Source organism: Cohnella zeiphila, from assembly GCF_014212055.1.
Taxonomy (GTDB): domain Bacteria; phylum Bacillota; class Bacilli; order Paenibacillales; family Paenibacillaceae; genus Cohnella; species Cohnella zeiphila.
In genome coordinates this window covers 37,178-59,754 of the sequence record NZ_JACJVO010000002.1, presented here as the reverse complement: position 1 = coordinate 59,754, position 22,577 = coordinate 37,178, and the positions used below count along the sequence as shown (strand labels likewise).

General features: G+C 60.9%; 21 protein-coding genes and 2 tRNA genes. 14 read left to right on the top strand and 9 right to left on the bottom strand.

What is annotated here, in order from left to right:
- The first annotated feature begins 38 nt into the window (after positions 1-38).
- The 5 genes from H7C18_RS01525 to H7C18_RS01505 all read left to right on the top strand — a co-directional run bounded on the left by H7C18_RS01525 (position 39) and on the right by H7C18_RS01505 (position 5,887).
- Positions 39-917 carry an ABC transporter permease subunit gene (locus H7C18_RS01525; protein WP_185127251.1) on the top strand — a complete coding sequence of 293 codons (879 nt, stop codon included), beginning with the start codon at positions 39-41 and terminating at the stop codon, positions 915-917.
- Between the two features lie 38 nt (positions 918-955).
- Positions 956-2,683: a sensor histidine kinase gene (locus tag H7C18_RS01520; protein WP_185127250.1), complete on the top strand. Its 1,728-nt coding sequence runs from the start codon at positions 956-958 to the stop codon at positions 2,681-2,683.
- A gap of 4 nt (positions 2,684-2,687) precedes the next feature.
- Positions 2,688-4,325: a response regulator gene (locus tag H7C18_RS01515; protein ID WP_185127249.1), complete on the top strand. Its 1,638-nt coding sequence runs from the start codon at positions 2,688-2,690 to the stop codon at positions 4,323-4,325.
- A gap of 31 nt (positions 4,326-4,356) precedes the next feature.
- Positions 4,357-5,598 (top strand): alpha-amylase family protein, encoded by a 1,242-nt coding sequence (locus H7C18_RS01510; protein WP_185127248.1) that lies wholly within the window; start codon positions 4,357-4,359, stop codon positions 5,596-5,598.
- A gap of 115 nt (positions 5,599-5,713) precedes the next feature.
- Positions 5,714-5,887, top strand: coding sequence for a hypothetical protein (locus H7C18_RS01505; RefSeq protein ID WP_185127247.1), 174 nt, complete (start codon positions 5,714-5,716; stop codon positions 5,885-5,887).
- Positions 5,888-6,000: 113 nt separating this feature from the next.
- On the opposite strand, the gene dat is transcribed toward H7C18_RS01505, so the two are convergent.
- The gene (gene dat / locus H7C18_RS01500; protein WP_185127246.1) at positions 6,001-6,840 is read right to left on the bottom strand and encodes a D-amino-acid transaminase; all 840 of its coding nucleotides are present in this window, start codon (positions 6,838-6,840) and stop codon (positions 6,001-6,003) included.
- A 121-nt stretch (positions 6,841-6,961) separates the two neighbouring features.
- On the opposite strand from dat, the gene H7C18_RS01495 reads away from it, so the two are divergent.
- Complete coding sequence (locus H7C18_RS01495) at positions 6,962-7,684, top strand: uracil-DNA glycosylase (protein WP_185127245.1); 723 nt, start codon at positions 6,962-6,964, stop codon at positions 7,682-7,684.
- A 108-nt stretch (positions 7,685-7,792) separates the two neighbouring features.
- Here H7C18_RS01495 and H7C18_RS01490 read toward each other — a convergent pair whose 3' ends face one another.
- The 4 genes from H7C18_RS01490 to H7C18_RS01475 form a co-directional block, all read right to left on the bottom strand.
- A complete protein-coding gene (locus tag H7C18_RS01490) occupies positions 7,793-8,791 on the bottom strand; it encodes an S-layer homology domain-containing protein (RefSeq protein ID WP_185127244.1) in 999 nt (332 codons plus the stop codon).
- A gap of 153 nt (positions 8,792-8,944) precedes the next feature.
- Positions 8,945-9,020: transfer RNA gene (locus H7C18_RS01485), tRNA-Val, on the bottom strand.
- 78 nt (positions 9,021-9,098) lie between these two features.
- A complete protein-coding gene (locus tag H7C18_RS01480; RefSeq protein WP_185127243.1) occupies positions 9,099-9,773 on the bottom strand; it encodes a hypothetical protein in 675 nt (224 codons plus the stop codon).
- A gap of 113 nt (positions 9,774-9,886) precedes the next feature.
- Positions 9,887-9,962: transfer RNA gene (locus H7C18_RS01475), tRNA-Val, on the bottom strand.
- Between the two features lie 191 nt (positions 9,963-10,153).
- On the opposite strand from H7C18_RS01475, the gene H7C18_RS01470 reads away from it, so the two are divergent.
- Positions 10,154-10,357 (top strand): hypothetical protein, encoded by a 204-nt coding sequence (locus tag H7C18_RS01470; RefSeq protein WP_185127242.1) that lies wholly within the window; start codon positions 10,154-10,156, stop codon positions 10,355-10,357.
- A 63-nt stretch (positions 10,358-10,420) separates the two neighbouring features.
- Complete coding sequence (locus H7C18_RS01465) at positions 10,421-10,645, top strand: hypothetical protein (RefSeq protein WP_185127241.1); 225 nt, start codon at positions 10,421-10,423, stop codon at positions 10,643-10,645.
- A 257-nt stretch (positions 10,646-10,902) separates the two neighbouring features.
- On the opposite strand, the gene H7C18_RS01460 is transcribed toward H7C18_RS01465, so the two are convergent.
- Positions 10,903-11,649 (bottom strand): MBL fold metallo-hydrolase, encoded by a 747-nt coding sequence (locus tag H7C18_RS01460; RefSeq protein ID WP_185127441.1) that lies wholly within the window; start codon positions 11,647-11,649, stop codon positions 10,903-10,905.
- A 165-nt stretch (positions 11,650-11,814) separates the two neighbouring features.
- Between H7C18_RS01460 and H7C18_RS01455 the strand changes: the two genes are divergently transcribed.
- The 3 genes from H7C18_RS01455 to H7C18_RS01445 all read left to right on the top strand — a co-directional run bounded on the left by H7C18_RS01455 (position 11,815) and on the right by H7C18_RS01445 (position 13,128).
- Positions 11,815-12,036: a hypothetical protein gene (locus tag H7C18_RS01455; RefSeq protein ID WP_185127457.1), complete on the top strand. Its 222-nt coding sequence runs from the start codon at positions 11,815-11,817 to the stop codon at positions 12,034-12,036.
- A gap of 103 nt (positions 12,037-12,139) precedes the next feature.
- Positions 12,140-12,718 (top strand): copper amine oxidase, encoded by a 579-nt coding sequence (locus H7C18_RS01450; protein ID WP_185127240.1) that lies wholly within the window; start codon positions 12,140-12,142, stop codon positions 12,716-12,718.
- 116 nt (positions 12,719-12,834) lie between these two features.
- Positions 12,835-13,128: a DUF1292 domain-containing protein gene (locus tag H7C18_RS01445; RefSeq protein WP_185127239.1), complete on the top strand. Its 294-nt coding sequence runs from the start codon at positions 12,835-12,837 to the stop codon at positions 13,126-13,128.
- Positions 13,129-13,213: 85 nt separating this feature from the next.
- Here the strand turns inward: H7C18_RS01445 and H7C18_RS01440 are convergent, their stop codons facing one another.
- The 3 genes from H7C18_RS01440 to H7C18_RS01430 form a co-directional block, all read right to left on the bottom strand.
- Positions 13,214-13,633, bottom strand: a complete 420-nt coding sequence (locus H7C18_RS01440) for a DUF1885 family protein (protein ID WP_185127238.1) — start codon at positions 13,631-13,633, stop codon at positions 13,214-13,216.
- Between the two features lie 100 nt (positions 13,634-13,733).
- Complete coding sequence (locus H7C18_RS01435) at positions 13,734-16,379, bottom strand: glycoside hydrolase family 3 N-terminal domain-containing protein (RefSeq protein ID WP_185127237.1); 2,646 nt, start codon at positions 16,377-16,379, stop codon at positions 13,734-13,736.
- A gap of 111 nt (positions 16,380-16,490) precedes the next feature.
- The gene (locus H7C18_RS01430) at positions 16,491-17,330 is read right to left on the bottom strand and encodes a helix-turn-helix domain-containing protein (protein WP_185127236.1); all 840 of its coding nucleotides are present in this window, start codon (positions 17,328-17,330) and stop codon (positions 16,491-16,493) included.
- Positions 17,331-17,527: 197 nt separating this feature from the next.
- Between H7C18_RS01430 and H7C18_RS01425 the strand changes: the two genes are divergently transcribed.
- Genes H7C18_RS01425 through H7C18_RS01415 form a run of 3 tightly spaced genes read left to right on the top strand, consistent with a single transcriptional unit; the run spans position 17,528 to position 22,577 of the window.
- The gene (locus tag H7C18_RS01425; RefSeq protein ID WP_185127235.1) at positions 17,528-18,652 is read left to right on the top strand and encodes a sn-glycerol-3-phosphate ABC transporter ATP-binding protein UgpC; all 1,125 of its coding nucleotides are present in this window, start codon (positions 17,528-17,530) and stop codon (positions 18,650-18,652) included.
- Positions 18,649-21,612 carry an extracellular solute-binding protein gene (locus tag H7C18_RS01420; protein WP_185127234.1) on the top strand — a complete coding sequence of 988 codons (2,964 nt, stop codon included), beginning with the start codon at positions 18,649-18,651 and terminating at the stop codon, positions 21,610-21,612. Before H7C18_RS01425 ends, H7C18_RS01420 begins: the two co-directional genes overlap by 4 nt.
- Positions 21,609-22,577, top strand: coding sequence for a carbohydrate ABC transporter permease (locus tag H7C18_RS01415; protein ID WP_185127233.1), 969 nt, complete (start codon positions 21,609-21,611; stop codon positions 22,575-22,577). The genes H7C18_RS01420 and H7C18_RS01415 overlap by 4 nt, the downstream gene beginning before the upstream one ends.

Below are 22,577 nucleotides of genomic sequence, written 5' to 3'. Positions count from 1 at the left end.
AAACCCCGCTTTGCAGGGTTATCTTAGGAGGTGGCGTCGTGTTCTACAAGTCTACCGGGTATCGCGTCTTCTCCGCTTTCAATACCGCGATCCTGCTGCTCTTATCGATCGCCTGCGTGCTGCCGATGATTCATATATTGGCGGTCGCCTTCAGCGGCAAAGCGGCGGCCAACGCCAACCTCGTCAACTTCTGGCCGGTCGATTTTACGACGGAAGCGTTCCGGAAGACGTTCGACAACCGCAATTTCGTCCGGTCGCTCGGCATATCCGTCTACCGCACGGTGCTCGGAACGGCGATTTTTCTCGGGCTTCTGCTCATCACCAGCTACCCGTTGTCCAAGGAACCACATGCGTTCAAAGGACGGACCCTGTACATTTGGTATTTCGTCATCACGATGCTGTTCAGCGGCGGGCTCGTGCCGAGCTATATTCTGATCGTCAAGCTCGGGCTCAACAATACGATTTGGGCGCTCGTGCTGCCCGGCGCGGTCGACGTGTTCTCGCTCATTCTGATGCTGAACTTTTTTCGGAACATCCCGAAGGAGCTGGAGGAGGCGTCGCTGATCGACGGCGCGAGCCACTTCGTGACGCTGCTGCGCGTGTACTTGCCGTTATCGCTGCCCGCGATCGCCACGCTGTCGCTGTTCACGATGGTCGGCCACTGGAATTCGTGGTTCGACGGGATGATCTACAACACGAACGGCAAAAATTTTCCGCTGGCCACGCTGCTGCAGACGATCATCGTCCAGCAGGATTTCAGCAAGATCACGATGAATCCAAAAGACTTGGCGGACATCTCCAACCGGACGGTCAAGGCGGCGCAGATCTTCATCGGGGCGCTGCCGATTCTGCTCGTCTACCCGTTCCTGCAAAAATATTTCGTCAAAGGCGTCATTCTGGGCGCCGTGAAAGAATAACCGCAAGGCCTACTTCAGCCGATGGGGAAGAGATGCCGATGAGAGAGACCCGCTGGACCCTCTTCCATAAGATGCTGCTGATCATCGTGCTGCTCTTGATCCCGATCGTTCTGCTTTATTCCTATTCCAACTTCGTGTCCGTGAACGTGGTGCGGGACGGCATCCGCGAGTCGCTCGTCAGCCGGCTCTCCTTCCTGGAGAATCGGCTGAACACGCAAGTGAACCATATGTCGAGAAGCGGCTTCCTGCTCAGCGAGGATCCTTCTTTAAGCTCGGTCGACACGCTGGACAGCTTCAAAAACTACTTCGACGTCATCCAATTCAAGCAGCAGCTGATGGCCCGCATCGCGGTCCAGAGCAATACGATGGAATGGCCGATGACCATCGCCGTTTATTTTCCGGCCTCCCGGCAGGTGCTGTCGCCGGCCGCGACGCCGGATTACGACGAAGAGTATCTCAAGAAGCACGTGACCAATCATTGGATGGCCGGCGAGCCCGCGGACAAGCGGCCGGGGCGGTTCGACTTCTATTTCTACGCGGTAAGCCCGTTCTCCGCGTACTACCATCCGGCCGGCGCGGACAATATCGTGGAGATCCGTTTCTCGGACGGCAGCCTGATCGGCATGCTGGACGACTACAAGCAATCGGCTCAGGGCGAGCCCTTCCTGTATCATGCGGGAGACGGCGTCATCGTCAACGGCACGGCCGACCGCAAGGCGGTCGACCAGGTGGTGCGGGAACTGGAACGGCGGCCCGCGCAGGAGCAGGATTCGTTCACCGTGCGACTGAACGGGGAGTCGTATTTGGTGAACAGCATCCGGAGCCAGGCGCTGGAGTGGACGCTCGTCGACTTCGTGCCGATGCAGCACGTCCTCCTGCCGATGCGCCAAAGTACGCGGCTTTTCTACTTCTCCATCGGAGCGCTGCTCGTCGTGGGCGTCATCGCCGCGTTCCTGCTCTACCGTCACGTGCAGGTGCCGCTGCTCACGCTGGTCCGCAGCCTGCAAAAAGTCAAGCGAGGCGACTTCTCCACGAGAATCAGCAGCCGGCCGGGCCGCGAATTCCGATTCGTCTTCCAGCAATTCAACGAGATGACCCGTCAGATCGGCGAGCTGATCGACCACGTGTACCGGCAGAAGCTGGCGACGCGGGACGCGCAGCTCAAGCAGCTGCAATCGCAGATCAACCCGCATTTCCTGTACAATTGCCTCTACTATATCGTCAATATGGTCCGCCTCGGCAAGGAAGAGGGGATCGAGCGGATGGCGATGAACCTGGGCGATTATTTTCGCTATACGACCCGATTGGAAAAACAGAACGCGGCGCTGTCCGAAGAGATCGGGCTGATCGTGAACTATCTGGAAATCCAGAATTTGCGAATGACGCGGATCCGCTACGCCATCGACATTCCGGAGGAGATTCTCGATCTGGAGGTGCCGCGGCTGCTGCTGCAGCCCGTCGTGGAAAACGCGGTCGTGCACGGCATCGAACCGAAGGTGGGCGGGGGGCATATTCGAATCGCCGGCTCGCGAACCGGCGACCGGGTGGAGGTCGTCGTCGAGGACGACGGCGTCGGCGTCGCGGACGACGAGCTCGCGGAGCTGAACCGGCAGCTGGGCCGCCCGATGCAGGAGGATATGGGCTACGGCATATGGAACGTGAACCAGAGGCTGATCATGAGCTTCGGGGACAAATCCGGCGTTCGTTACGAAAAGGCGCCTCACGGAGGCATGCGCGTCCGTCTCGTCTGGCATACGGGGGAGTGATCGAATGTTTCAGCTGATGATCGTGGACGACGAAGCTTCCGTGCGCGAAGGAATCGCGCTGACGGTGCCGTGGCGGCAGCTTGGCGTCGAGTTCGTGCACCGGGCGGAATCCGCCTACGAAGCGCTGGAGCTGCTGAAGCGGCACTCCATCGACATCGTCATTACCGATATCCGCATGCCGGGCATGAGCGGACTGGAGCTGATCCGGACGATTCTGAACACCTGGACCGGCATCAGGTGCATCGTTCTGTCCGGCTACGCCGATTTCCAGTACGCGCAGGAGGCGATTCGCGCGCAGACGATGGATTACCTGCTGAAGCCGGTCCGCACCGAGGACCTGATCGAGACGGTGCGGAGCGTGCAGGAGAAGCTGAAGCTTGAATGGGAACAGCGGGCCGTCTTCAACCAGGCGATGTCCAACCTGGTCTCGCACCGTCCGCTTCTGCGCAGCCATCTGCTCGGCGACCTGCTGAACGGCCGGTACCTGCCACGCGATTATTTGCGGGATCAGCTGGCGTTCCTGGACATCCCGTTCGCCGACGGCGACGAGGTCGCGATGATGATCGTGCGGCTCGAGAACGAATTCGCGGGGTACGACCAATCCAGCCTGCATCTGCTGGAATACGCCGTGTGCAACATTACCGAAGAGATATTCGGCAGGATGTTCAGGCTGTGGCATTACAAGGACAGCCACGATTTTCTCGTGTTCGCGATCAAGTTCGACTGCGAGGACGAGAGCGACGTCATCGCCTCGGAGGCGCCGAAGGACATCGGCAAGCAGAAGCTGATCGAACGGCTGGCCGAACAGCTGCAGAAGAGCGTGCAGACGTACCTGAAAGGCCGGATCTCCTTGATGGTCAGCCGGTGGAGCGACTTCCCCCGCGGTCTTCGTCCCTTGTACGAGTCCTCCGTTCAGGCCATGCGGACGAGAATCGGCGGCGACAGCGGTTTTTTCTTCACGATGACGGACGAGCCGAAGCAGGCGAAGGCCGACTCGCTGGACGAACTGTATCGTACCCCGACGTTGCTCCACCTGCTGGAAGCGGGCAGATGGGACGAGGCGGAGCGGAAGCTGCTGCGCATCGGAGAAGAATTGGCGAAATCGTTCGCCGAGTCGCGCGAGCATTGGATGGAAGCGTTCCATGTCGTCAGCGCGACGTTCTCCAACCTGGCCCATCAGAACGGCCAGCCGCTCGCGTGCCTGCTGCCGCAGGACGTCCGGGATTTTCGCAGAACCGACGACTTCCGCTCGGTCGGGCAGCTGACGGAATGGTCGCTTCAGGTGCTTCGCCTGTTGAAGGAGGATTTGAACGGCCGCACCAAAAGCGCGAGAAAAACGATTCTCGATCAAGCGAAGGAGTTCGCCCGCCTGCACCTGGCCCAGGACGTGTCCCTTGCGGCTATCGCGGACCACGTGCATTTGCATCCGGTGTACCTGTCGCGCGTCTTCACCGCGGAGACGGGCGAGACGCTCTCCGATTATTTGCACCGGCTGAAGATGGACCGGGCCTCCTACCTGCTCAAGCACTCCGAGCAGAAGATTTACGAAATCGCGGCGCAGGTCGGCTACGAGAGCACTTATTTCATGAAGGTATTCAAAAAGCATTTCGGCAAAACCCCGCAGGAATACAGGGAAAGCTGACTCGATTCCAAAGCAAACGGAGGACATCGGCATGAGCGGTTATTATTCGATTGAGAAGGCGGACGGAAGGTGGACCTTGAAGGATGGGAAAGGGAAGCCGTTTTACTCGCTCGGCGTCAACTGCTTCAACTATGGGATCGGCGTTCCGATGGAGCCGATGCTGGCCGCCAAATACGGCGGCCCGGGCTGGTACGCGCGCTGGGCGGAGGCGAAGCTGGCGGGCGTCCGGGAGCTCGGCTTCAACACGCTCGCCGCCTGGCACGACAACTACTTCGCGCGGCTGCCGCTGCCCAAGACGATCGAGGCGCGCTGCTCCGCGAAAGCCAAGATGGTCAACAGAGGCTGGGGAGGCTACGGGTTCCCGGATGTGTTCGACGACAGCTTCCGGGCGTCGGCCCATGCCGCCATGGTCGAAACGTTCTACAACAAGGGCGCGGATCCGGCCGAGGACCCGACGCTGATCGGCTTGTACACGGACAACGAGCTGCACTGGTGGGGGACGGGCGGGCAGTGGGGGATGGACAACCCGGGCGAAGGCACGAACGGCACGAATCTGGTCGAGGATTACATCCGATTGCCGGCCGATGCGAGCGGGAAAAAGGCCTGGGTCGCCTTTCTCAAGGAACGCTACGGGACGATCGAACGGCTCAACGAACGCTGGCGGGCGGAATACGAGAGCTTCGAGGATTTGCTGTGGATCAAGGAATACCGGGCGGCCGAGGAGGCATACGCCGCCGACAAGCTGGTCTTCCTCGGCATCATTGCCGACACGTACTTCCGGACGACGAAGGACATTTTGCGCCTGTACGACCCGAACCATCTCGTTCTCGGATGCCGCATGGTCGGAACGAGCACGCCCGATATCGTCCTCGAGGCGATGGCCCGCTATGTCGACGTTCTGTCCGTCAATTTTTACAGCTTCGATCTTCCTGCGGCGTGGCTCGACCGGGCTTACGAGCTTACGGGCAGGCCGATGATGATCACCGAATTCAGCTTCGGCGCGGGACGAAGCGCGGGATTCGATCTGATCACGAACGGGGCGCAGCTGACGCATGTCCGCGACCAGAAGCGCCGCGGCGAGAGCTACCGCGAATTCGTCCGCCAAGCCGCGGCTTTGCCGTATATGCTGGGTACGCACTGGTTCGCCCTGTACGATTTCTGGGACCGCCAGGGACTCATCGGCAACTACGGCCTCTACGACCGGAACGACGAGCTGTGGACGGAGTTCGCGGATGCCGTTCGGGCGGCGCACGGGGAATTGGCGGTCCGATAAGGCGGACTTCGGCAAAACTTCCGTTCCTTCGCCCGATTCGGCAGGGTTTCGCCCCCTGCCCGTTGAATTGTTTACGCGGCAGACATCATTCAGAGGCATGGGGAGAGATCCTGGCGTGACCAAACAATACGCGATCGACTTGGCCAAAAAAATGTACCGCGACAACAACCGTTCCTATTTCGTCGTGCAGGATCCGGACTCGAACGAGTTCCGCATTGCGGAGAAGGAAGAGGTCGTGCGCGATCGCTTGAACCGTTATGTGGTGTTCAGCATCGAGACGGACGAATAGCCGGCCGGACGTACACGCGTGAAAGGAAGCGAAAAAGCCCGAAGACGAAGCGCGCCCCCGGCGGCTTTCGTCTTCGGGCTTTTGGCGTCCTGCGCCCTGCGCTCATGCTCGGTTCATGACGGGAGCGTCGCGGCGAATTGCTGCTGCAGCCGCCTCGTGACCGGACCCGGCTTGCCGGAGCCGACGGCTTGGCCGTTCAGGGCGACGACGGGCGTCACTTCGACCGTGGTGCCGGTGATGAATATCTCGTCGGCGCTTGCCAGCTCGTCCAGCGTAAAAGGCTGCTCGAGGACGGGAATTTCCGCCGCCCGCGCCAGTCGCAGCACGACGGCCCGGGTCACTCCGTGCAGGATGAAGCGGTTGGCCGGATGGGTTCGTACCGTACCGTCCTTGACGATCATCAGATTGGAGGCGCTGCATTCGGTCACCGTACCGTCGCGGTGAAGAACCGCTTCATCCGCGCCGCGATCGAGCGCCTCCTGCTTGGCCATCACGTTCGGAAGCAGGTTCAGCGTCTTGTAGTCGCAGCGCAGCCAGCGGATGTCTTCAACGGCGACGGCCCGGATACCCGTCTCCATCGCGGCGAGCGGACGGTCGACGGAAGAGGCGTACGCCATGACGACCGGTTCCGCTCCCTTGGGAAACGGATGGGCCCGCGGCGCGGCTCCCCGGGTGATTTGCAAATAGACGTTGCCGTCCGCGGCGCCGCTGCGGCGAACGAGCTCTTCGAGCCTGGAGGTCAGCTCCGCTTCCGTAAAGGGAAGCGTGAGCCGCAAGCCGGCGGCGGTATGCCACAGCCTTTTCAGATGCGCATCCGTCTCGTAAAGCCTTCCCGAGTAGAAGCGGAAAACCTCGTAAGCGCCGTCGCCGAAATAATAACCCCTGTCTTCTGGGGAGATGAGCACTTCTTCCTGCGAAACGTATCGGTTGCCGTACCAGTAAACGTTGGACACGATGGATGAACCTCCTCGCTTTTTTGCGGCATAGGGCTAGGTGAAGAGAGGCGGGATTGCTATAATAGGAAGAGACTTGCCCTTCTAGCTACCGATTATACCATGGATGGAGGTCGCTTACGTGCCTGCGGTGTTTCGCAACAGCTGGGCTCCGATTCTTCAGCCGGAGATGGAACAGCCCTACTACCGGCGATTGCGGGATGAACTGGCCGAAGAATATCGCCATCGGACCGTGTACCCGGATATGTACCATATTTTCGAAGCGCTTCATTTGACCTCCTACGAAGACGCGAACGTCGTCATTCTCGGACAGGATCCGTATCACGGCCCCGGACAAGCCCACGGGCTCAGCTTCTCCGTGCGCCCCGGCGTTCGGACCCCGCCGTCGCTTCAGAACATCTATAAGGAGCTGCGCGACGATCTCGGCTGCCCGATTCCGAGCCACGGCTATTTGGAGCATTGGGCGAAGCAGGGAGTGCTGCTTCTCAACGCGGTGCTGACGGTGCGGGAGGGCGTGCCCAATTCGCACAAGAAGCTCGGCTGGGAGACGTTCACGACCGCGGTGATCGAGGCGCTGAACGAGCGGGAGCGGCCGCTCGTATTCATCCTGTGGGGACGCAACGCGCAGGAGAAGGCCGACTTCATCGACAAGTCCCGGCACCTGGTCATCCGGTCGGCGCACCCGAGTCCGCTGTCGGCGCACAACGGCTTCTTCGGCAGCCGTCCGTTCTCGCGGGCGAATCAATTCCTGAAGTCGATCGGCCTGCCGGAGATCGACTGGTGCGTACCGGAGCTGGATTCCTCCGATGAGGCGGCCGCCGCGCGGGAAGACAGCGAACGGTGAGAGCGCGGCTGCGGGCGTGCCCGCATTGCCGCCCGCTTCCGCAACGAGAAGAGTCCGCCCCGTCGCCGATAAAGGCGGAGGGGGCGGACTCTTGCGCGGCAACAGGGTTTATTCCTCGATCGGAAAACCGGTCGATCCGCTCGCCGACGGTTCGCCCGGACTGGCGGGGGTAGCGGCGCCGGTCGATTCGATCTGGCCCAGCACCGGCTTATAATCGGACGAGAGATACGTCACCGCCTGAACCTGGGCGACGTATTGCGGGTACATCTTATCCGGGTCCGGCTCGATCTCGCGATAATCGATGACGGCTTCGCCGTCGCGGAATGCGATATTCGAGATTTCGACGCCGTAGCCGGGGTTCGGAGCCGTAGCGGTGACGGTCACTTTAAGCACGCCGTCCGCGATCGATTCCGACGCCAGCTTGACGTCGGTCAGATGAGAGGGAGCGGGCGTCTCCACCGGCGGAATCGGCTTCGTGTTCTCGACGAATTCGATCGCCTTGTCGACCATGACCGCCGCTTCGCTGCGCGTAATGACATCCTTCGGGCGGAAGTCGCCCTTGGCGTCCAGCGACGCGATCCCGGAGATCAGCAGCTTCTGGATGTTGGAAGAGTAGGCGGACGTCACCTGATCCTGGTCCTTCAGAATAATGAATTGATCGGTGAACGCATAATCGCCTTTGGAGGCGATGCCGTTCATGAGCCAGTAAGCGAACTGTTCGCGGGTGACCGGCTTGGACGGATCCAGATCCTTCGGAATGTCGAGCCCGTTGAACTGGGCGATAATGAATTCGCCGGCGTAAGGAGCGTTGTCCTTGACCTTGGTGAAGTAATCGCTTGCTTCCGGTTTCTTGACAAAGCGAATGGTGTCGATGTTCAGGCCGAGCCCTTTGACGATCAGCGTGACGGCGGTCGCCCCGTTCACCTGCGCGCGCGGCTTGAACAGATCGTTGCCGATTCCCTGAACGATGCCGCGGTTCTTGAGATCCATAATCTGCGCCTGTCCGGCATCGTTCTTGACGTCGCTGAAGGCGAAAGCGGAACCGCCGGCAATTACGCAGGCGAGGGCGGCGAGCGGCAAGACAGCAAGAGGCTTCTTCTTGTTCATCATTCGTTCCTCCCGTTGGATAGAATGTCCGTTACATCCCTAGAGACGCACTGCCGCTGGAAAAGGTTGCACGAACGGAGAAGGAGTACCGCCGCCAAGCCGATAAAACAAAAAAAGCCCCGCCGCGAAGGCAGGGCCGAAGTGGATCGGTTATGGTGATCTGGACAGGGATCGAACCTGTGACCCCTACCCTGTCAAGGTAGTGCTCTCCCAGCTGAGCTACCAGATCAAGTCGCGAAACGAACAACACCGACTTGACCTATTATAGCGGCTTGTCCGGAAGAAGTAAAGCTCTTTTTTCGATTCGCTAGTCGTCTTTTTTCTCCGACTGCTGACCCCATACGCGGTTAATCCGTTTTTCGATGCGGGTCTTCTCTTTGGCGAGCAGCTGGTCGACGATTTTCGCTTCCGCGATTCCTTTCTCTTTGCCGACCTGGACGACCGACTTGCCTTTCTTCAGCTCCTCCACCAGCGCCTTGGGCGTCATCCCCAGCACTTGCGCGGCGTCCTCCAGATATCGGCTTCCGCGATGATGCTTGTGCCATTTGACTTGCCCGTCCACAATTTGACGGGTCCGCTCCTGCAAGCCTTCCCGCCAGCGCTTCGCCTGGTCCTCGGTCAGCTTGCCTGCCTTGACCGCTTCGTCAAGCCTTGCGTTCTGCTGCGTGACGAGCAGGTCGATCACTTTCTGCTTGTCCACGCCGCGTTCCTGGGCGATCTGCGCAAGCGTCTTGCCGTTCTTCAATTCATTGCGGAGCGTGTCCTCGTCCGTCTTCAGCAGCGTCAGCAAGGGGGAATTGCCGTCCGCCATGACAGGCCACGCCTCATCCGCCTTCTTGTGCGAGAGAAAATGCGGGTGCCGGTCGTCGTCGTCGGCAACGGCGGCGGAGACCGAAGCGGGAACGGCGAAGCCCGGTACCGCCAAGGCAATGCCGAGAGCGGCGACGAACAGGCCGATCCGTTTGATCGATAGTTGCTTCATGTTGTTCTCACTCCTTCCAACCTCCATTGTAGGTCAGCGGGGCGGGAACTAAACCCGGTCGTCGGACAAAAAACGAAAAAACCTTCCGTTAGGGGAAGGTGTCGGCTTCGTTATGGTGATCTGGACAGGGATCGAACCTGTGACCCCTACCCTGTCAAGGTAGTGCTCTCCCAGCTGAGCTACCAGATCATATTCGCCTTGTCTCGCAAGGACATTTAGTATATTACCAAATAGCGGGCAGGGAAGTCAACTGTTTTTGCCGGAAGTTTTTGCACGGGAGACGCCAAATTCGTTTTTTATGGCTGCCGCCCCCGGAAGAGGGATGATTCCCCGCGGGCCCGCGTACATATGAACGAGGGCATCGAATCGGGAGGATGACTATGGAGAACAGCCCGGCAATATTGGTTCTGTGGCTGATCGGCCTGTTCGGCTTGATCGGATTCGTGATGGCGGCGGTCGTCCGCCTCGTCCGTCACGATACGCTCGAGTACGATCGGGAATTCCTGTGGCGGTGGAACAGCCGCGAGGGAGACAAAGGCGGGAAGAAGGAGATCAAGCAGGGGAGCGAAGGGAAGCGCGTGTAGGCGGAATAGGGCGCGGGAGACCGGGGCACACTGGAAAAGAAATCCGGTCGCTTAAAGGAGATGGTGCTCCTGAGAACCCGCGTCTTCGCTTCCATGCTCCAGCGCCGCAAGCCGATTCTCGCCCTGTTGATCGCGCTTGCGCTGCCGGCGCTGCTCGGCGCGTGCAGCTTCGCCAAGTCGGAACCGGCCTCGGGCAGCGTGTCGTCGGTCGTCTACGGCAGCGACGAGGCCGGCGTGATCGGCAACGTCTATTACGCCGAAAGCCCGTCGTTTTCCCGCAACTGGTAGCCGGCCGCGAATGCGGCTTCATGAAGAAAGCCTCCGTTCCCGAATCGGGCGGAGGCTTTCTTCGTTGCCGGGCTCTGACCGGGAAAACGGTTCTAATCGTCCTCCCACTTGCGGGAATAGGCTTTGTTGGTGACCCAGAAGACCAGCGCGCCCAGAACGATCAAGATAATGCCGGCGATGATGTAGGTCGTTACCACTGCAATCCCTCTTTCTTTCGCGGTCGCTTCTTCTATCATAACGAATTCGCGGCGGCTTGGCTATCTTCCTGGCGGGAACGAGTAGATCCGGTGCTGGTCGACGAATTTCATTTTGCCGGTGCGGCCGATATAGCCGGGTTGGTCGTCCCCGTAATGCATCAAATAAATGCGCTCCTGAAGCGAGTCCGGCAGCGTCAGCAATTCCGGAAGACAAGCGTGGACGGCGCCCGGCGCGAACAGCTGGCAGTCGTGGAAGATCGTCTCGACGCCGCGCTCCTCGACGAGCTGCCGCAGCAATTCGGGATCGAACACCATGTCCGCCGAATAGAAGAACGTTCCGTTGAACAGCACCGAGTAGCTGAGCTTATTCGGGATGTGGCGGGTGGCCAGCAGCTCGGCGGTCAGACCGGGCAGCAGTTCCCGCGGCTCTTCCGGGCGGAGCGGGCGAACGTCGAAATAGGCCTCGAGCGAGCCGAAGCCGTCCTGTTCGAGGCCTCCCCGGAGCGAATGCTCCCAGAGCGGGGCCGCCAGCGCTTCGGCGAGGTAAAGCACCGGCCTGGAATTGTATTTGAAGCGGTATTGGAACGCCAGCTCTTCCAGCCCGCCGATATGATCGGCGTGAATGTGCGTGACGAGGACGGCGTCGATGTCGGACAACGGCTTCCCCAGCCGGTGAAGCGCCGACGGTCCCGTCGTGCCGCAATCGACCAGCAGGGTGCGGCCTCCCGCGTAGACGAGGGCGTTCGTATTGTAGAAGGCTTTGGCGAACGCGCTTCCCGTCCCCAGCATCTGGATCTCCATTCGCAACCCCCCGGCTTTTTTCATGAGAAACCACTTCAATAATGTACCATAAATTGTATCGCGGCGACAGCGAGCGCCTCTTACCCCGAGGCGCTTCGAGGAAGTCACCTGCAGGAACGGGATCGCATACGATATCGGGACGGCAAATTATGCGATAAGGGGAAGAACGGAATGAACAAGCCCAGCGGCAAAGCGAAAGTGATCAAAAAGAAAGCGTCGGCGGAATCGCAAAGGCCGCAGATGAAAATCGTGACGTCGGACGTCTGCGCCGTTTGCCGCACGCCCTGCTCGCGGGGACTGGCGTATTTGGCCCGGATGTCCTTGCCCGGAGCTTCCGGGAACGGGGTGCCTTGCGTGCTGACGCTCCCGAAAGCGGCCGGGGCCGGCCGATAAAGCGGTTATTTTTCCTCCTGTCCGCAACTTTTCCTTTGAAGGCGGGTATAACCAATCAGATACACTCCTTAAGGAAATAGTCGGAGCAACGGAGGTATGCCGAATGAAGTTCCATAGACTGATCCTGTTGACCGTGGCGCTCACTTTGGCGGGCGGCTCGGCCATTTATGCGGATTCGATAGCCCAGAAGGTCAAGATTATGTTCAACAAGCAGGAGATGGCCGACGGCGGCGCGCTGATCGACGGCAAGGCTTACGTCGGCGTCCGTTCGCTCGGCGACGTCGTGCAGGGAATGGTCGCTTGGGACGACGACGGGAAGAGCGTGACGATCTACAAGCCGAACGTCCATATGTTCGTCATGTCCGGAAGCAAGCCGTTCGGATCGGTGCCGAAAGGAAAGAGCACCAGCTTCCAGGTATTCGCGCAGATCGACAACCTGCAGACGGATATCTCGGGCTTCAAGGTGACGGTCAGCGACCCGTACGGAGACGAGACCTGGCTCGACGGCCGCACCAGCACGGACAGCGACTTTCCGACCGACAAGGACAACTTCTGGTTCACCTCCGCCGAGAAGTCCTACGAGTTCAAATCGAGCGGGAAGTACACCCTTCGCTTCTGGATGCAGCCGGCGGACAATTCCCCGATGCAGGTCGTATCCGAGAAGACGATCCTGGCCAAATAACGCGATTCGCCGCGCCCGATCCGGTCTTGGAGAGGGCGCTTTCGTTTGACCGGATAGGCTTCGAAATGTTAGGATACGGGGGTAGGCAAATTCAACCGACTGAACGGAGGTTCTCCATGAGCGATCATGTTCATGACGAAAACTGCGACCACGAGCACGACGAAGAAGCCGTATTCGTCGTAACCGACGAAGACGGCAACGAACACGAGATGGTGCTGGTATATACGTTCGAGAGCGCCGACCAGGCATATGCAGTGCTGCTCGACCGCAACGATCCCGAAGACGACGGCGTCATCTTCCGCATCGAAGAAGACGGGGAAGACGAAGTGCTCGTCAACATCGAAGACGACGAAGAATGGGAGCGCGTCATGAAAGTGTACGAGGAATTGGTTGCGCAAGAAGCGGACTGATTCTCTCTCCCGCAAGTCAGAACAGGGCTGTTCGCCCCGTCCGAGCGTCGGACGGGCGAACAGCCCTTTATGGTATGGAGTTCGTTTATTTGCGCGGATTATAGTAGATGGTGCGTCCGTTGAACAGCTTCACTTCGGCCAGCAGCTGCTTGCCGAGCCACTTGCAAAGTTCGTTCGCCTTCGACTTGTCCCCGTGCGTGGCTCCGTCCGGGAGGACGACCTGAATGAACGGGGCGCCGCCGTCGTTCTCCGGCCTTGCGCCGGTACCGAACAAGATGAAGCGGTAAGCCGGGGTCTTGCCCTTCAGGTAGAACCAGCGGTCTTCTTCGCCGGGCTTGCTCTCGACCGAGTAGGGGAACGCGGCTTCGGCGTAATTCCAGTCCAGCTGCCGGCCGGTGAGCTCGGTCTGGTCGCGGTATCGCCCCAGACGATCCTTGACGTCGTCCAGCGTCACTTCCGCCGCTGCCGATCCTTGAACAAGCGTTATGTAAGCGCTTTGACTCATCGATTCGCCACCTCCAAGGCAAATATAGCACTTCCGCGCGGCCGCCGCAATGCGTTTTCCATACGGCGGCCGCGCGGCGGAGGCGACAGGACGGACGCGCTCAGGTAACGGCGAACTCGGCGGAGAGGGCGATCCGGTCCGAGCTTGGGCCGACCGACACCCGGAACAGCCCGGGCTCGACCGTCCACTGCAGATTCCGGTCCAGCAGCCTCAAGTCTTTGAAGCCCAGCGCGAAGCGGACGGTCTTGCTCTCGCCGGGGTCCAGACGAATCCGCGCGAACTTCCGCAAATTTTTCTCGGGCAATGCGATCGAGGCCGCAAGATCGCCCACGTACAGCTGGACGACTTCGTCCCCGGCGCGGGCTCCGGCATTGGCAACTTCGAACGAGATCCGAATTTCCGGATCGGGAAGGCCGCTCGCAACGTCGACTTCCAGCCGTTCGTAGCGGAAAGTCGTATAGCTGAGACCGTGGCCGAACGCATACAGCGGACGATGTTCTCCCTCGACGTAATGCACCGCGCCGCCGCGCCGCCGGTTGTAATAAACCGGAAGCTGGCCGACGGATCGCGGGAACGTGACCGGCAGGCGCCCGGCGGGATTGCAGTCTCCGAACAGGACGTCGGCGATCGCCTCGCCGCCGCGTTCGCCGGGGTACCAGGCTTCAAGGATGGCCGGGATGTGCTCGGCTTCCCATTCCATCGCGATCGGACGACCGTTCTGAAGGACGAGCACGACAGGGGTGCCGGTCTCGTAGACGGCCCGAAGCAGCTCGAGCTGGCGTCCCGGCAGCGTCAGTTCCGACCGGTCCACGCCTTCCCCGCACGTTCTTCTCGAATCGCCGAGGGCGACGATCGCGACGTCGGCGCGCCGCGCCAGCTCCGCGGCTTCCCGGATGCTCTCGGACTCATGGCTCCACCCAAGCATGGCGGACACGCCGCTCGTATCCTTGCGGTATTCCAGGCGAATCTCGTAGCTTTGCCCGGCTTTCAGCTCCACCGGCACGAGCCCGCTCCCGTCCTTACCCTGTCCCCAGCCGTCGATCGCCAGCTCTCCGTTCAGCCACAGCCGCATGCTGTCCGAGCAGACGGTGCCGAGGTAGCCCGACACCGGGCGCTTCGGCACGAGCTTGCCGGTCCAGCGGACGGAGAATTGGAACGACGGAATCCGCTGATCCGGCTTCGCCACGACCCAGTTGAAGTCGATGGAGCGGTCGGTGCGGGTCATGACCGGTTCTCCCGAGAGATCGGGATTGTCGAAATATTCGCCCCGCAGCCCGTCGCGGCCGTAAGCGTCGACGAAGCTGCCGGCCGGAATCGCTTCCAGCTCGTCGGGGAGCACCCCCGTTCCTCTGGCGAAGGAGACATTCGTGCGCGGCGAGACTTTGTCGCGGATCCCCTGCAGCAGCGTGACGGGCTCGAAGCCTTCCACGGCCGGCGTATAATCGCCTAACCGGGGCGTGTCCGCGCTCGGGCCGATGACGGCGATGCGGGACAGCGCCTTGCCGAGCGGCAGCGTCTCCCGCTCGTTCCTCAGCAGCACGATCGATTCCCGGGCCGCCTGAAGCGCCAGTTCGCCGTGCTCGGGGCGGCGAACGACCGAGCGGTACAGCTCCGGATCGGTATACGGCCGCTCGAACAGGCCGAGCATGAACTTCACCCGAAGCACCCGGGCGACGGCGCGGTCCACGACCTCTTCGTCCAGATCTCCGCTGCCGACCATTTCGATGACGGCATTCTGATAGATTTCATGGGGATAGTCGTAATATTGCATGTCGCAGCCGGCTTCCAGCGCCTGGCGAATCGCTTCCTTCCCGGAGCCCGCGGTGAAGTGCGACCTTTGCAGGCGGGAGATGGCGCCGAGATCGGAACGGACGAAGCCGGGCATGCTCCAGCGGTTCCTCAGCACGCCGGTCAGCAGGCTCTCGTCGGAGGCGCAGGGCACGCCGTCGATCGAATTGTACGAGCACATCGCGTTGACGGCGCCGCCCTCGACGAACGCGTCTTCGAAGACGGGCATGTAATACGTCTCGATCTCGCGGACGCCGAGCGACGTCGCGGACTGGTTCAGGCCGCTCTCGGGAACGCCGTGCACGGCGAAATGCTTGGGCTCGGCGACGATCGAGCGGTCCGACGCCAGCGTCTCGCCCTGCAATCCTCTGACCATGGCGACGGCCATTCGCCCCGCCAGATACGTATCCTCCCCGTACGTCTCCTCGACGCGCCCCCATCGCGGCTCGCGGGCCAGGTCGAGCACCGGCCCGAAGCTCTCGTGAATGCCGAGGCTTCGCGTCTCGGCCGCGATCGCCCGGCCGATCGCCTCCGCGACTTCCGGATTCCAGGTCGAAGCCGTCGAGATCGCGTGCGGAAAAACGGTGCAGCCTGGGCGGCACAACCCGTGCAGCGCCTCTTCGCTGAACAGCATCGGAATGCCCAAGCGCGTCTGTTCGACCGCATACTGCTGCAGCTGATTGTTCACTTTCGCCGTGCCGTAAAGATCGTGAATGCAGCCGACGCCGTCCTCGCCGATCACTTCCATCACTTTGTCCCACAAGATTTTCGCGCCGTCCGCCATGACGGTATCCATGCGCGGGTGCGTCGCGCTCATGAACGTGGCCCCGAAATACTGGTCGAGCTGCCGGACTTTCTCCTTCAGCGTCATTCGTCCGAGCAAGTCGCCGATCCGCTCTTCCGCCGGCGCGTCCGGATTGCGGTAAACCGCCGGCTGTCCCTGAGAGTCGCTCGTCATGATAAACCTCCGTTTCGAATCTGATTTGAAGGCGTAGCTACTTTTTCAATATAAAAAAAGAACCTCCGACGTTCTCGTCAGAGGTTGCGAACCGTTCGTCATTTTTTGCTTTTATCGAACGTTCTTTCGGTTGCGGAATTCGGAGGGGGTGCAGCCGCTGGCCTTCTTGAATGCCCGGTTGAACGTCTCGATGCTGTTGAATCCGGACCGGAAAGCGATGTCCGTGACGGAGCTCTCCGGCTCGCCGAGCAGCAGGGAGGTGGCGATGTTCGTGCGGAAATCGTTCACGTAATCGACGAAGCCGATGCCGGTCGTCTCCTTGAAAAAGCGCGAGAAGTAAGGAACGCTGAATCCGGCGACCTCGGCCGCGCGCCGCAGCGAGACGTCGGAGGCGTACTCTTTCTCGATATAGGCGAGCACGCCGCTCAGCCGTTCGAGCTGCCTCAGCTGTTTGGTTCTCTCCTGCGGGGAGTATGCGTCCATCGGCACCCGGCGGATGAGGGAAGCGCCGAGATCGTAGATTGCGGCCTTGATGGCGAGCTCGGAGCCGTCTTCCGGCGCCTCCCGCTCCCGAAGGACGGCGCGCAGCGCCTCTTCCAGCCGGCGGTGCGGTCCGTCGCCCGCGCGAAGCCGAGGCTGGCGGAACTTGCGGCCGAAGACGCGTTCGGCGTAGTCGCCGAACACCGGCATGCCGAGCTGCACGATGATTTTGCGGCAGCCCAGCGGATTCGGATAGAAGCGGTGGATCGAGCAGGCGCCGATCAGCAGAATGTCGCCGGACGCGACGTCGTAAATCTCGTCTCCGATGCTGATCTGCATGTCGCCCTCGAGAATATGGACGACCTCGATCTCTTGATGCCAATGCGCCGGCGTTCCCCACTCCGTGTCGCTGACGATGATTTTCATCGGCTGGTCGGTTTTCAGGGCGATTTTCTCGTGCCAAGGGTTCACGTCGATCGCTCTCCCGTGCGCGAAGTTTGTCTATTCAGTCTAGCGGATTCGCGTGCCGCCCACAACCTCAAACGCGGCGGGAAGAGGCCAAATTTGGCCGGGAAAAGCCAAGTTTCGCTCATTAAGCCCCGTTCGCGGTTACGGTAACATGAATTCGAGGAAAGCGGCAGACGAGTAGAAGCGAGAGGTGAGTATCGGTGGGAAGCATCACATTCCATCACGTGTTCAAAAGATACAAAGGGGAATCCCGTCCCGCTGTGAACGATTTCCACCTGTCCATCGAAGAAGGCGAGTTCCTGGTGCTGGTCGGGCCGTCCGGCTGCGGCAAGTCGACGACGCTGCGCATGCTGGCCGGCCTGGAGGAGATCAGCAGCGGCGAGCTGTATATCGACGATAAGTTCGTCAACTACGTCTCGCCGAAGGATCGGGACATCGCGATGGTTTTTCAGAATTACGCTCTCTATCCCAACTTGTCGGTGTACGAAAATATCGCGCTCGGGCTGAAGCTGCGCAAGACGGCCAAATACGAGATCGAGCTGCGGGTCAACCGGGTGGCGAAAATATTGGAAATCTCGCATTTGCTCGAGCGCAAGCCGAGCCAGCTGTCCGGCGGCCAGAAGCAGCGGGTGGCGCTCGGCCGCGCGATCGCGCGGGAACCGCAGGTGTTCCTCATGGACGAACCGCTGTCCAACCTCGACGCCAAGCTGAGAGCCCAGACGCGCGCGGAGATCATCAAGCTGCAGAGCGATCTGAAGCGGACGATGGTGTACGTCACCCACGATCAAGTGGAAGCGATGACGATGGGAACGCGCATCGTGGTCATGAAAGACGGCGTCATTCAGCAGGTGGCGCCTCCCCGCCAGCTGTACGACGAGCCGGCCAACCTGTTCGTCGCCGGATTTATCGGGTCGCCGCAGATGAACTTCGTGAACGGCAGCGTGCTGAAAGAAGACGGGCGCTTCTACTTCGTCAACAAGCGGATCCGGCTCGCGCTTCCCGAGAAGTACGGCAGCCGGTTCGACAGCTTGACGCGGTCGGAACGGAACGTCGTGCTGGGCGTGCGCCCGGAGCACGTGCTGCTCGGACCGGACCGGACGGACGAGCCGCAGCCGAACTCCGTATCCGCCGTCGTGCAGATGACGGAGGCGACGGGCGCCGACTCGTACGTGTACGTCGCGGTCGGGGAAACGAGGATCATCGCCCGCACCGAGCCGGAGACCGTTTATCGGCCCGAGGATAAAGTGAGCGCCTCGTTCCAGCTGGAGAAGCTTCACTTCTTCGACGAGAATACGGGCGATGCGGTCGGAGGGGAGCCGGGATGAGGAACCTGTACCGGAGTTCCCGGCTGATCCGGATCGGCTTCCGTCTGCTGCTCGTCGTCATCGTGCTGGCCGTCGCGATTCGCTTGTTCTCCGGCAAGGACTCGGTTATTTACGCGTCGAACGTAAGCGCTTCCGAATTGCTGAGCTTCCAGGATGCCGGCGATGAGCTTCCGTATGCCAAGCTGATGCTGAACAAGCAGGAGAGCGAACTGGAGTCGCCGGGGGCGAAGCCGATTCCGATCGATCCGACCGGATACAGCTCGGCGGATCCGGCAGCGAAGCTCGCCGCGGAGAGCGGCGGCGACGGCGGCGTCCTGAATTGGAACAACGAGAAGGGCTGGGTGGAGTGGACGTTCGAGGTGGCGAACGCCGGCTGGTACGAGCTTCATCTCGATTACAAGCCGCTGCCGGGGGGCGATACCTCGGCCGTGCGGGGCGTACAGATCGACGGCCGCTACCCGTTCCTGGAGGCGGAGCACATCGAGCTGGAGCGCCATTGGAAGGACGCCCAATATCCGTATGCCCGCAACGAGATCGGCATGGAGATCCGCCCGCAGCAGACGGAAGTCGTCGAGTGGACGGATCTGGCGGCGGCCGACTATTCGGCCTCTTCCCGTCCGCTGCTGTTCCGGCTGGAGCCGGGCAAGCACACGCTCCGGCTCCTCGGCGGGAGGGAGCCGCTGGCGCTGCGAGCCCTCTCGTTCCAGCCGCAGAAGCCGCTCCCGTCCTATGCGGAATACGCGGCCGCGAAGCCGGCGGAGACCGGCGAGGACGACTGGTTCCGCAAGACCGAAGCGGAGAACTTCCAGCGCAAATCGGCCTTGACGATCCAGACGGACCATTGGTCGGAGCCGTACATTTCCCCGGATCCGAAAGGACGGATCGTTTACAACGTGCTCGGCGGGCAGCGCTGGCAAAATCCGGGCGAATGGGTCGAATGGCAGGTGTCGGTGCCGGCCGACGGGTGGTACGAGATCGATCTCAAAAACTACCAGAACTACCGCAACGGCTTCAAAGCGTATCGGACGGTCGAGATCGACGGCCAAACGCCGTTCCGGGAGCTTCTTCATTACGGCTTCGACTTCCACAAGGAATTCGAGATTACGACGATGGCCGATCCGGACGGCAAGCCCTACCGCTTCTACCTGACGAAGGGCGAGCACACGATTCGGATGATCGCCGATTCGTCGGAGCTGCAGCCGGTCAACCTGGCGCTGCAGGATACGCTTCAGCAGATCGCCGATTTCGACCGTCACGTCCGTCTCATTACGGGCAACTACAGCAAATCGTCGTTCGACGCGAACATCGACTCGAAGCGGACGTGGGACATGGCCAAGTACGACCCGAACGTCGCGACGGAGGTCCAGTCGTTCATCACGCGGCTGTCCGACATCCGCAGCTACCTGAACGGACTGAACGGCCGGGATTCGGATCTGTCGCAGGCGATCAAGTCGTCCGTCAGCATCCTAAGCGAGATGCTCGCGGACGTCAACGAAATTCCGAACAAGATCAACGACATCTCGACGATTCAGAGCAATATCGGCACCTGGATGTCCACGCTTACCCAGCAGCCGCTGCTGTTCGATTATTTGGTCGTGCGGACGCCGGACGCGAAGACGGGCTTCAAAGCGCCGACGACGCTGTCGCGAATCCCCTATGCGATCAAGGACTTCGGCCGCTCCTTCTATATGAATTACGATTCCGTCCAGAAGGACGATCCCAAGGCGCTGACGATCTGGGTCCAGCGGGGACGGGACTACGTCGACTTGCTGAAGGAGATGGTCGACCAGGATTTCACGCCGAAGACGGGGATTCAGGTGAACATCAACCTGATGCCGAACCCGAACATGCTCATTCTCGGCAACGCCGCCGGGGACGTGCCCGACGTCGCCCTGGGCGTCGGCGAAGCGACGCCGGCCGACTACGCGATGCGGAGCGCCGTCGAAGACTTGTCCAAGTATCCCGGCTTCGACGAAGTGAACAAGCGGTTCATCCCCGGCGTGCAGCGGGCGCTCACCTACAACGGAGGCACGTACGGACTGCCGGAGGTGGAGAACTTCCAGGTCATGTTCTACCGCTCCGACATCTTCGAGAACCTGGGCTTGAAAGCGCCTGACACGTGGAACGACGTCTTCGACATCCTGCCGACGCTGCAGGAGAACGGCATGACGATGAGCATTCCGAAGGCCGACTTCTCGACTTTCTTCTTCGAGAACGGCGCGGAGGCCTACTCTCCGGACGGGCTGAAGGCGACCTTGACGAGCGAGGCGGGGCAGAAGGCGTTCAAGATGTGGACGGAGATGTTCACGAAATACAATCTGCCCATCGACATTCCGGCTTTCTTCCAGCACTTCCGCGACGGGGACATCCCGATCGGCATCGCCGACTTCAATACGTACGTCCAGCTGCTGGTCGCCGCTCCGGAGATTACGGGCCATTGGAAGATCGCGCCGCTGCCCGGCATCGAGCAGCCGGACGGGCAAGTGGCCCGGTGGTCGCCCCAGGGCTTGTCCGCCGCCATGATCATGAAGAAAAGCGACCGCAAGGACGAAGCGTGGGAATTTCTGAAATGGTGGACGTCGGACGAAGTGCAGGCCCGCTACGCGAAGGACATCGAGTCGTTCTACGGTCTCGAATACCGGTGGAACACGGCGAACACGGGCGCGATGCGGACGCTGAACTGGCCCGACGACGATCTGCAGGCGATCCGCGAGCAGGCGCGCTGGGCGAAGAACATGCCGAACGTGCCGGGATTCTACTTCCTCGGCCGGGAAATGGATTTCGCCTGGAACGACACCGTGTTTAACAACGTGCCGGCGGAGGAAGCGCTGGAAGACGCGGAGACGGCGCTGCAGAGAGAGATGGACAGCAGGCAGCGGGACTTCGGCATCGGCAACGGGGCCGACCTGCGCGTGCCGCAAATTTTACAACCATTCAAATGGGAGGAACCTGGATCATGAAGACGGAGCTTTCTCCCAGCATTCGAACGAGCCGGGCGCAGACGATCGGGCTTAGGTGGAGCCGGTTCTGGGCGGAAATACGGCGCGACGCGTTCTGTTATCTGTTCATCGCGCCGTTCCTTCTGTGCTTCACCGTCTTCATCGTCGTTCCCGTCGTCATGGCCGCGACGCTCGGCTTCACCTCCTACGACGGCTTCGGCAAGCTGCACTTCATCGGCTTCTCCAATTACATCGAACTGTTCACGCAGGACATCATCTTCCTGACCAAGGCGCTGCCGAATACGTTCCTGTTCGCGCTCATCGTCGGTCCCGGCGGCTACATGCTGGCGTTCCTGTTCGCGTGGCTGATCCACCAGCTTCCGATCAGGATCCGGGACTACTACACGCTCGCGTTTTACGCGCCTTCGATGGCCGGCGCGGTGGCGCTGTCGGTCGTGTGGATCGCCGCGTTCAGCGGCGACCGGGTCGGTTACGTCAACCACTTCCTGCTTCAGATGGGCTGGATCGATTCGCCGATCATCTGGCTGCAGGATCCGAAATATTTGATGAAAATCATGATTCTCGTCTCCTTGTGGATCAGCTTCAGCGTCGGCTTCCTCGCCATGCTCGCCGGACTTCAGACGGTCAACCGCGAGCTGTACGAGGCCGGCCGCATCGACGGCATCTCGAACCGCCTCCAGGAAGTGTTCTACATCACGATTCCGTCCATGAAGCCGCAGATGCTGTTCAGCGCCGTCATGACGATCGTCTCGACGCTCAAGGCCGGCAGCATCTCCACCCAGCTGACGGGGGCGGCGATTACGCCGCAGTACGCGGGGCATCTGATCATCAACCATATCGACGACTATGCGTTCATTCGCTTCGAGCTCGGCTATGCGTCGTCGATCTCGGTCATGCTGCTGCTCGTCAGCTATTTCGCCATGCGGTTCGCTTACCGGCTGTTCGGCTCAAAGGAGGAGCTGTAA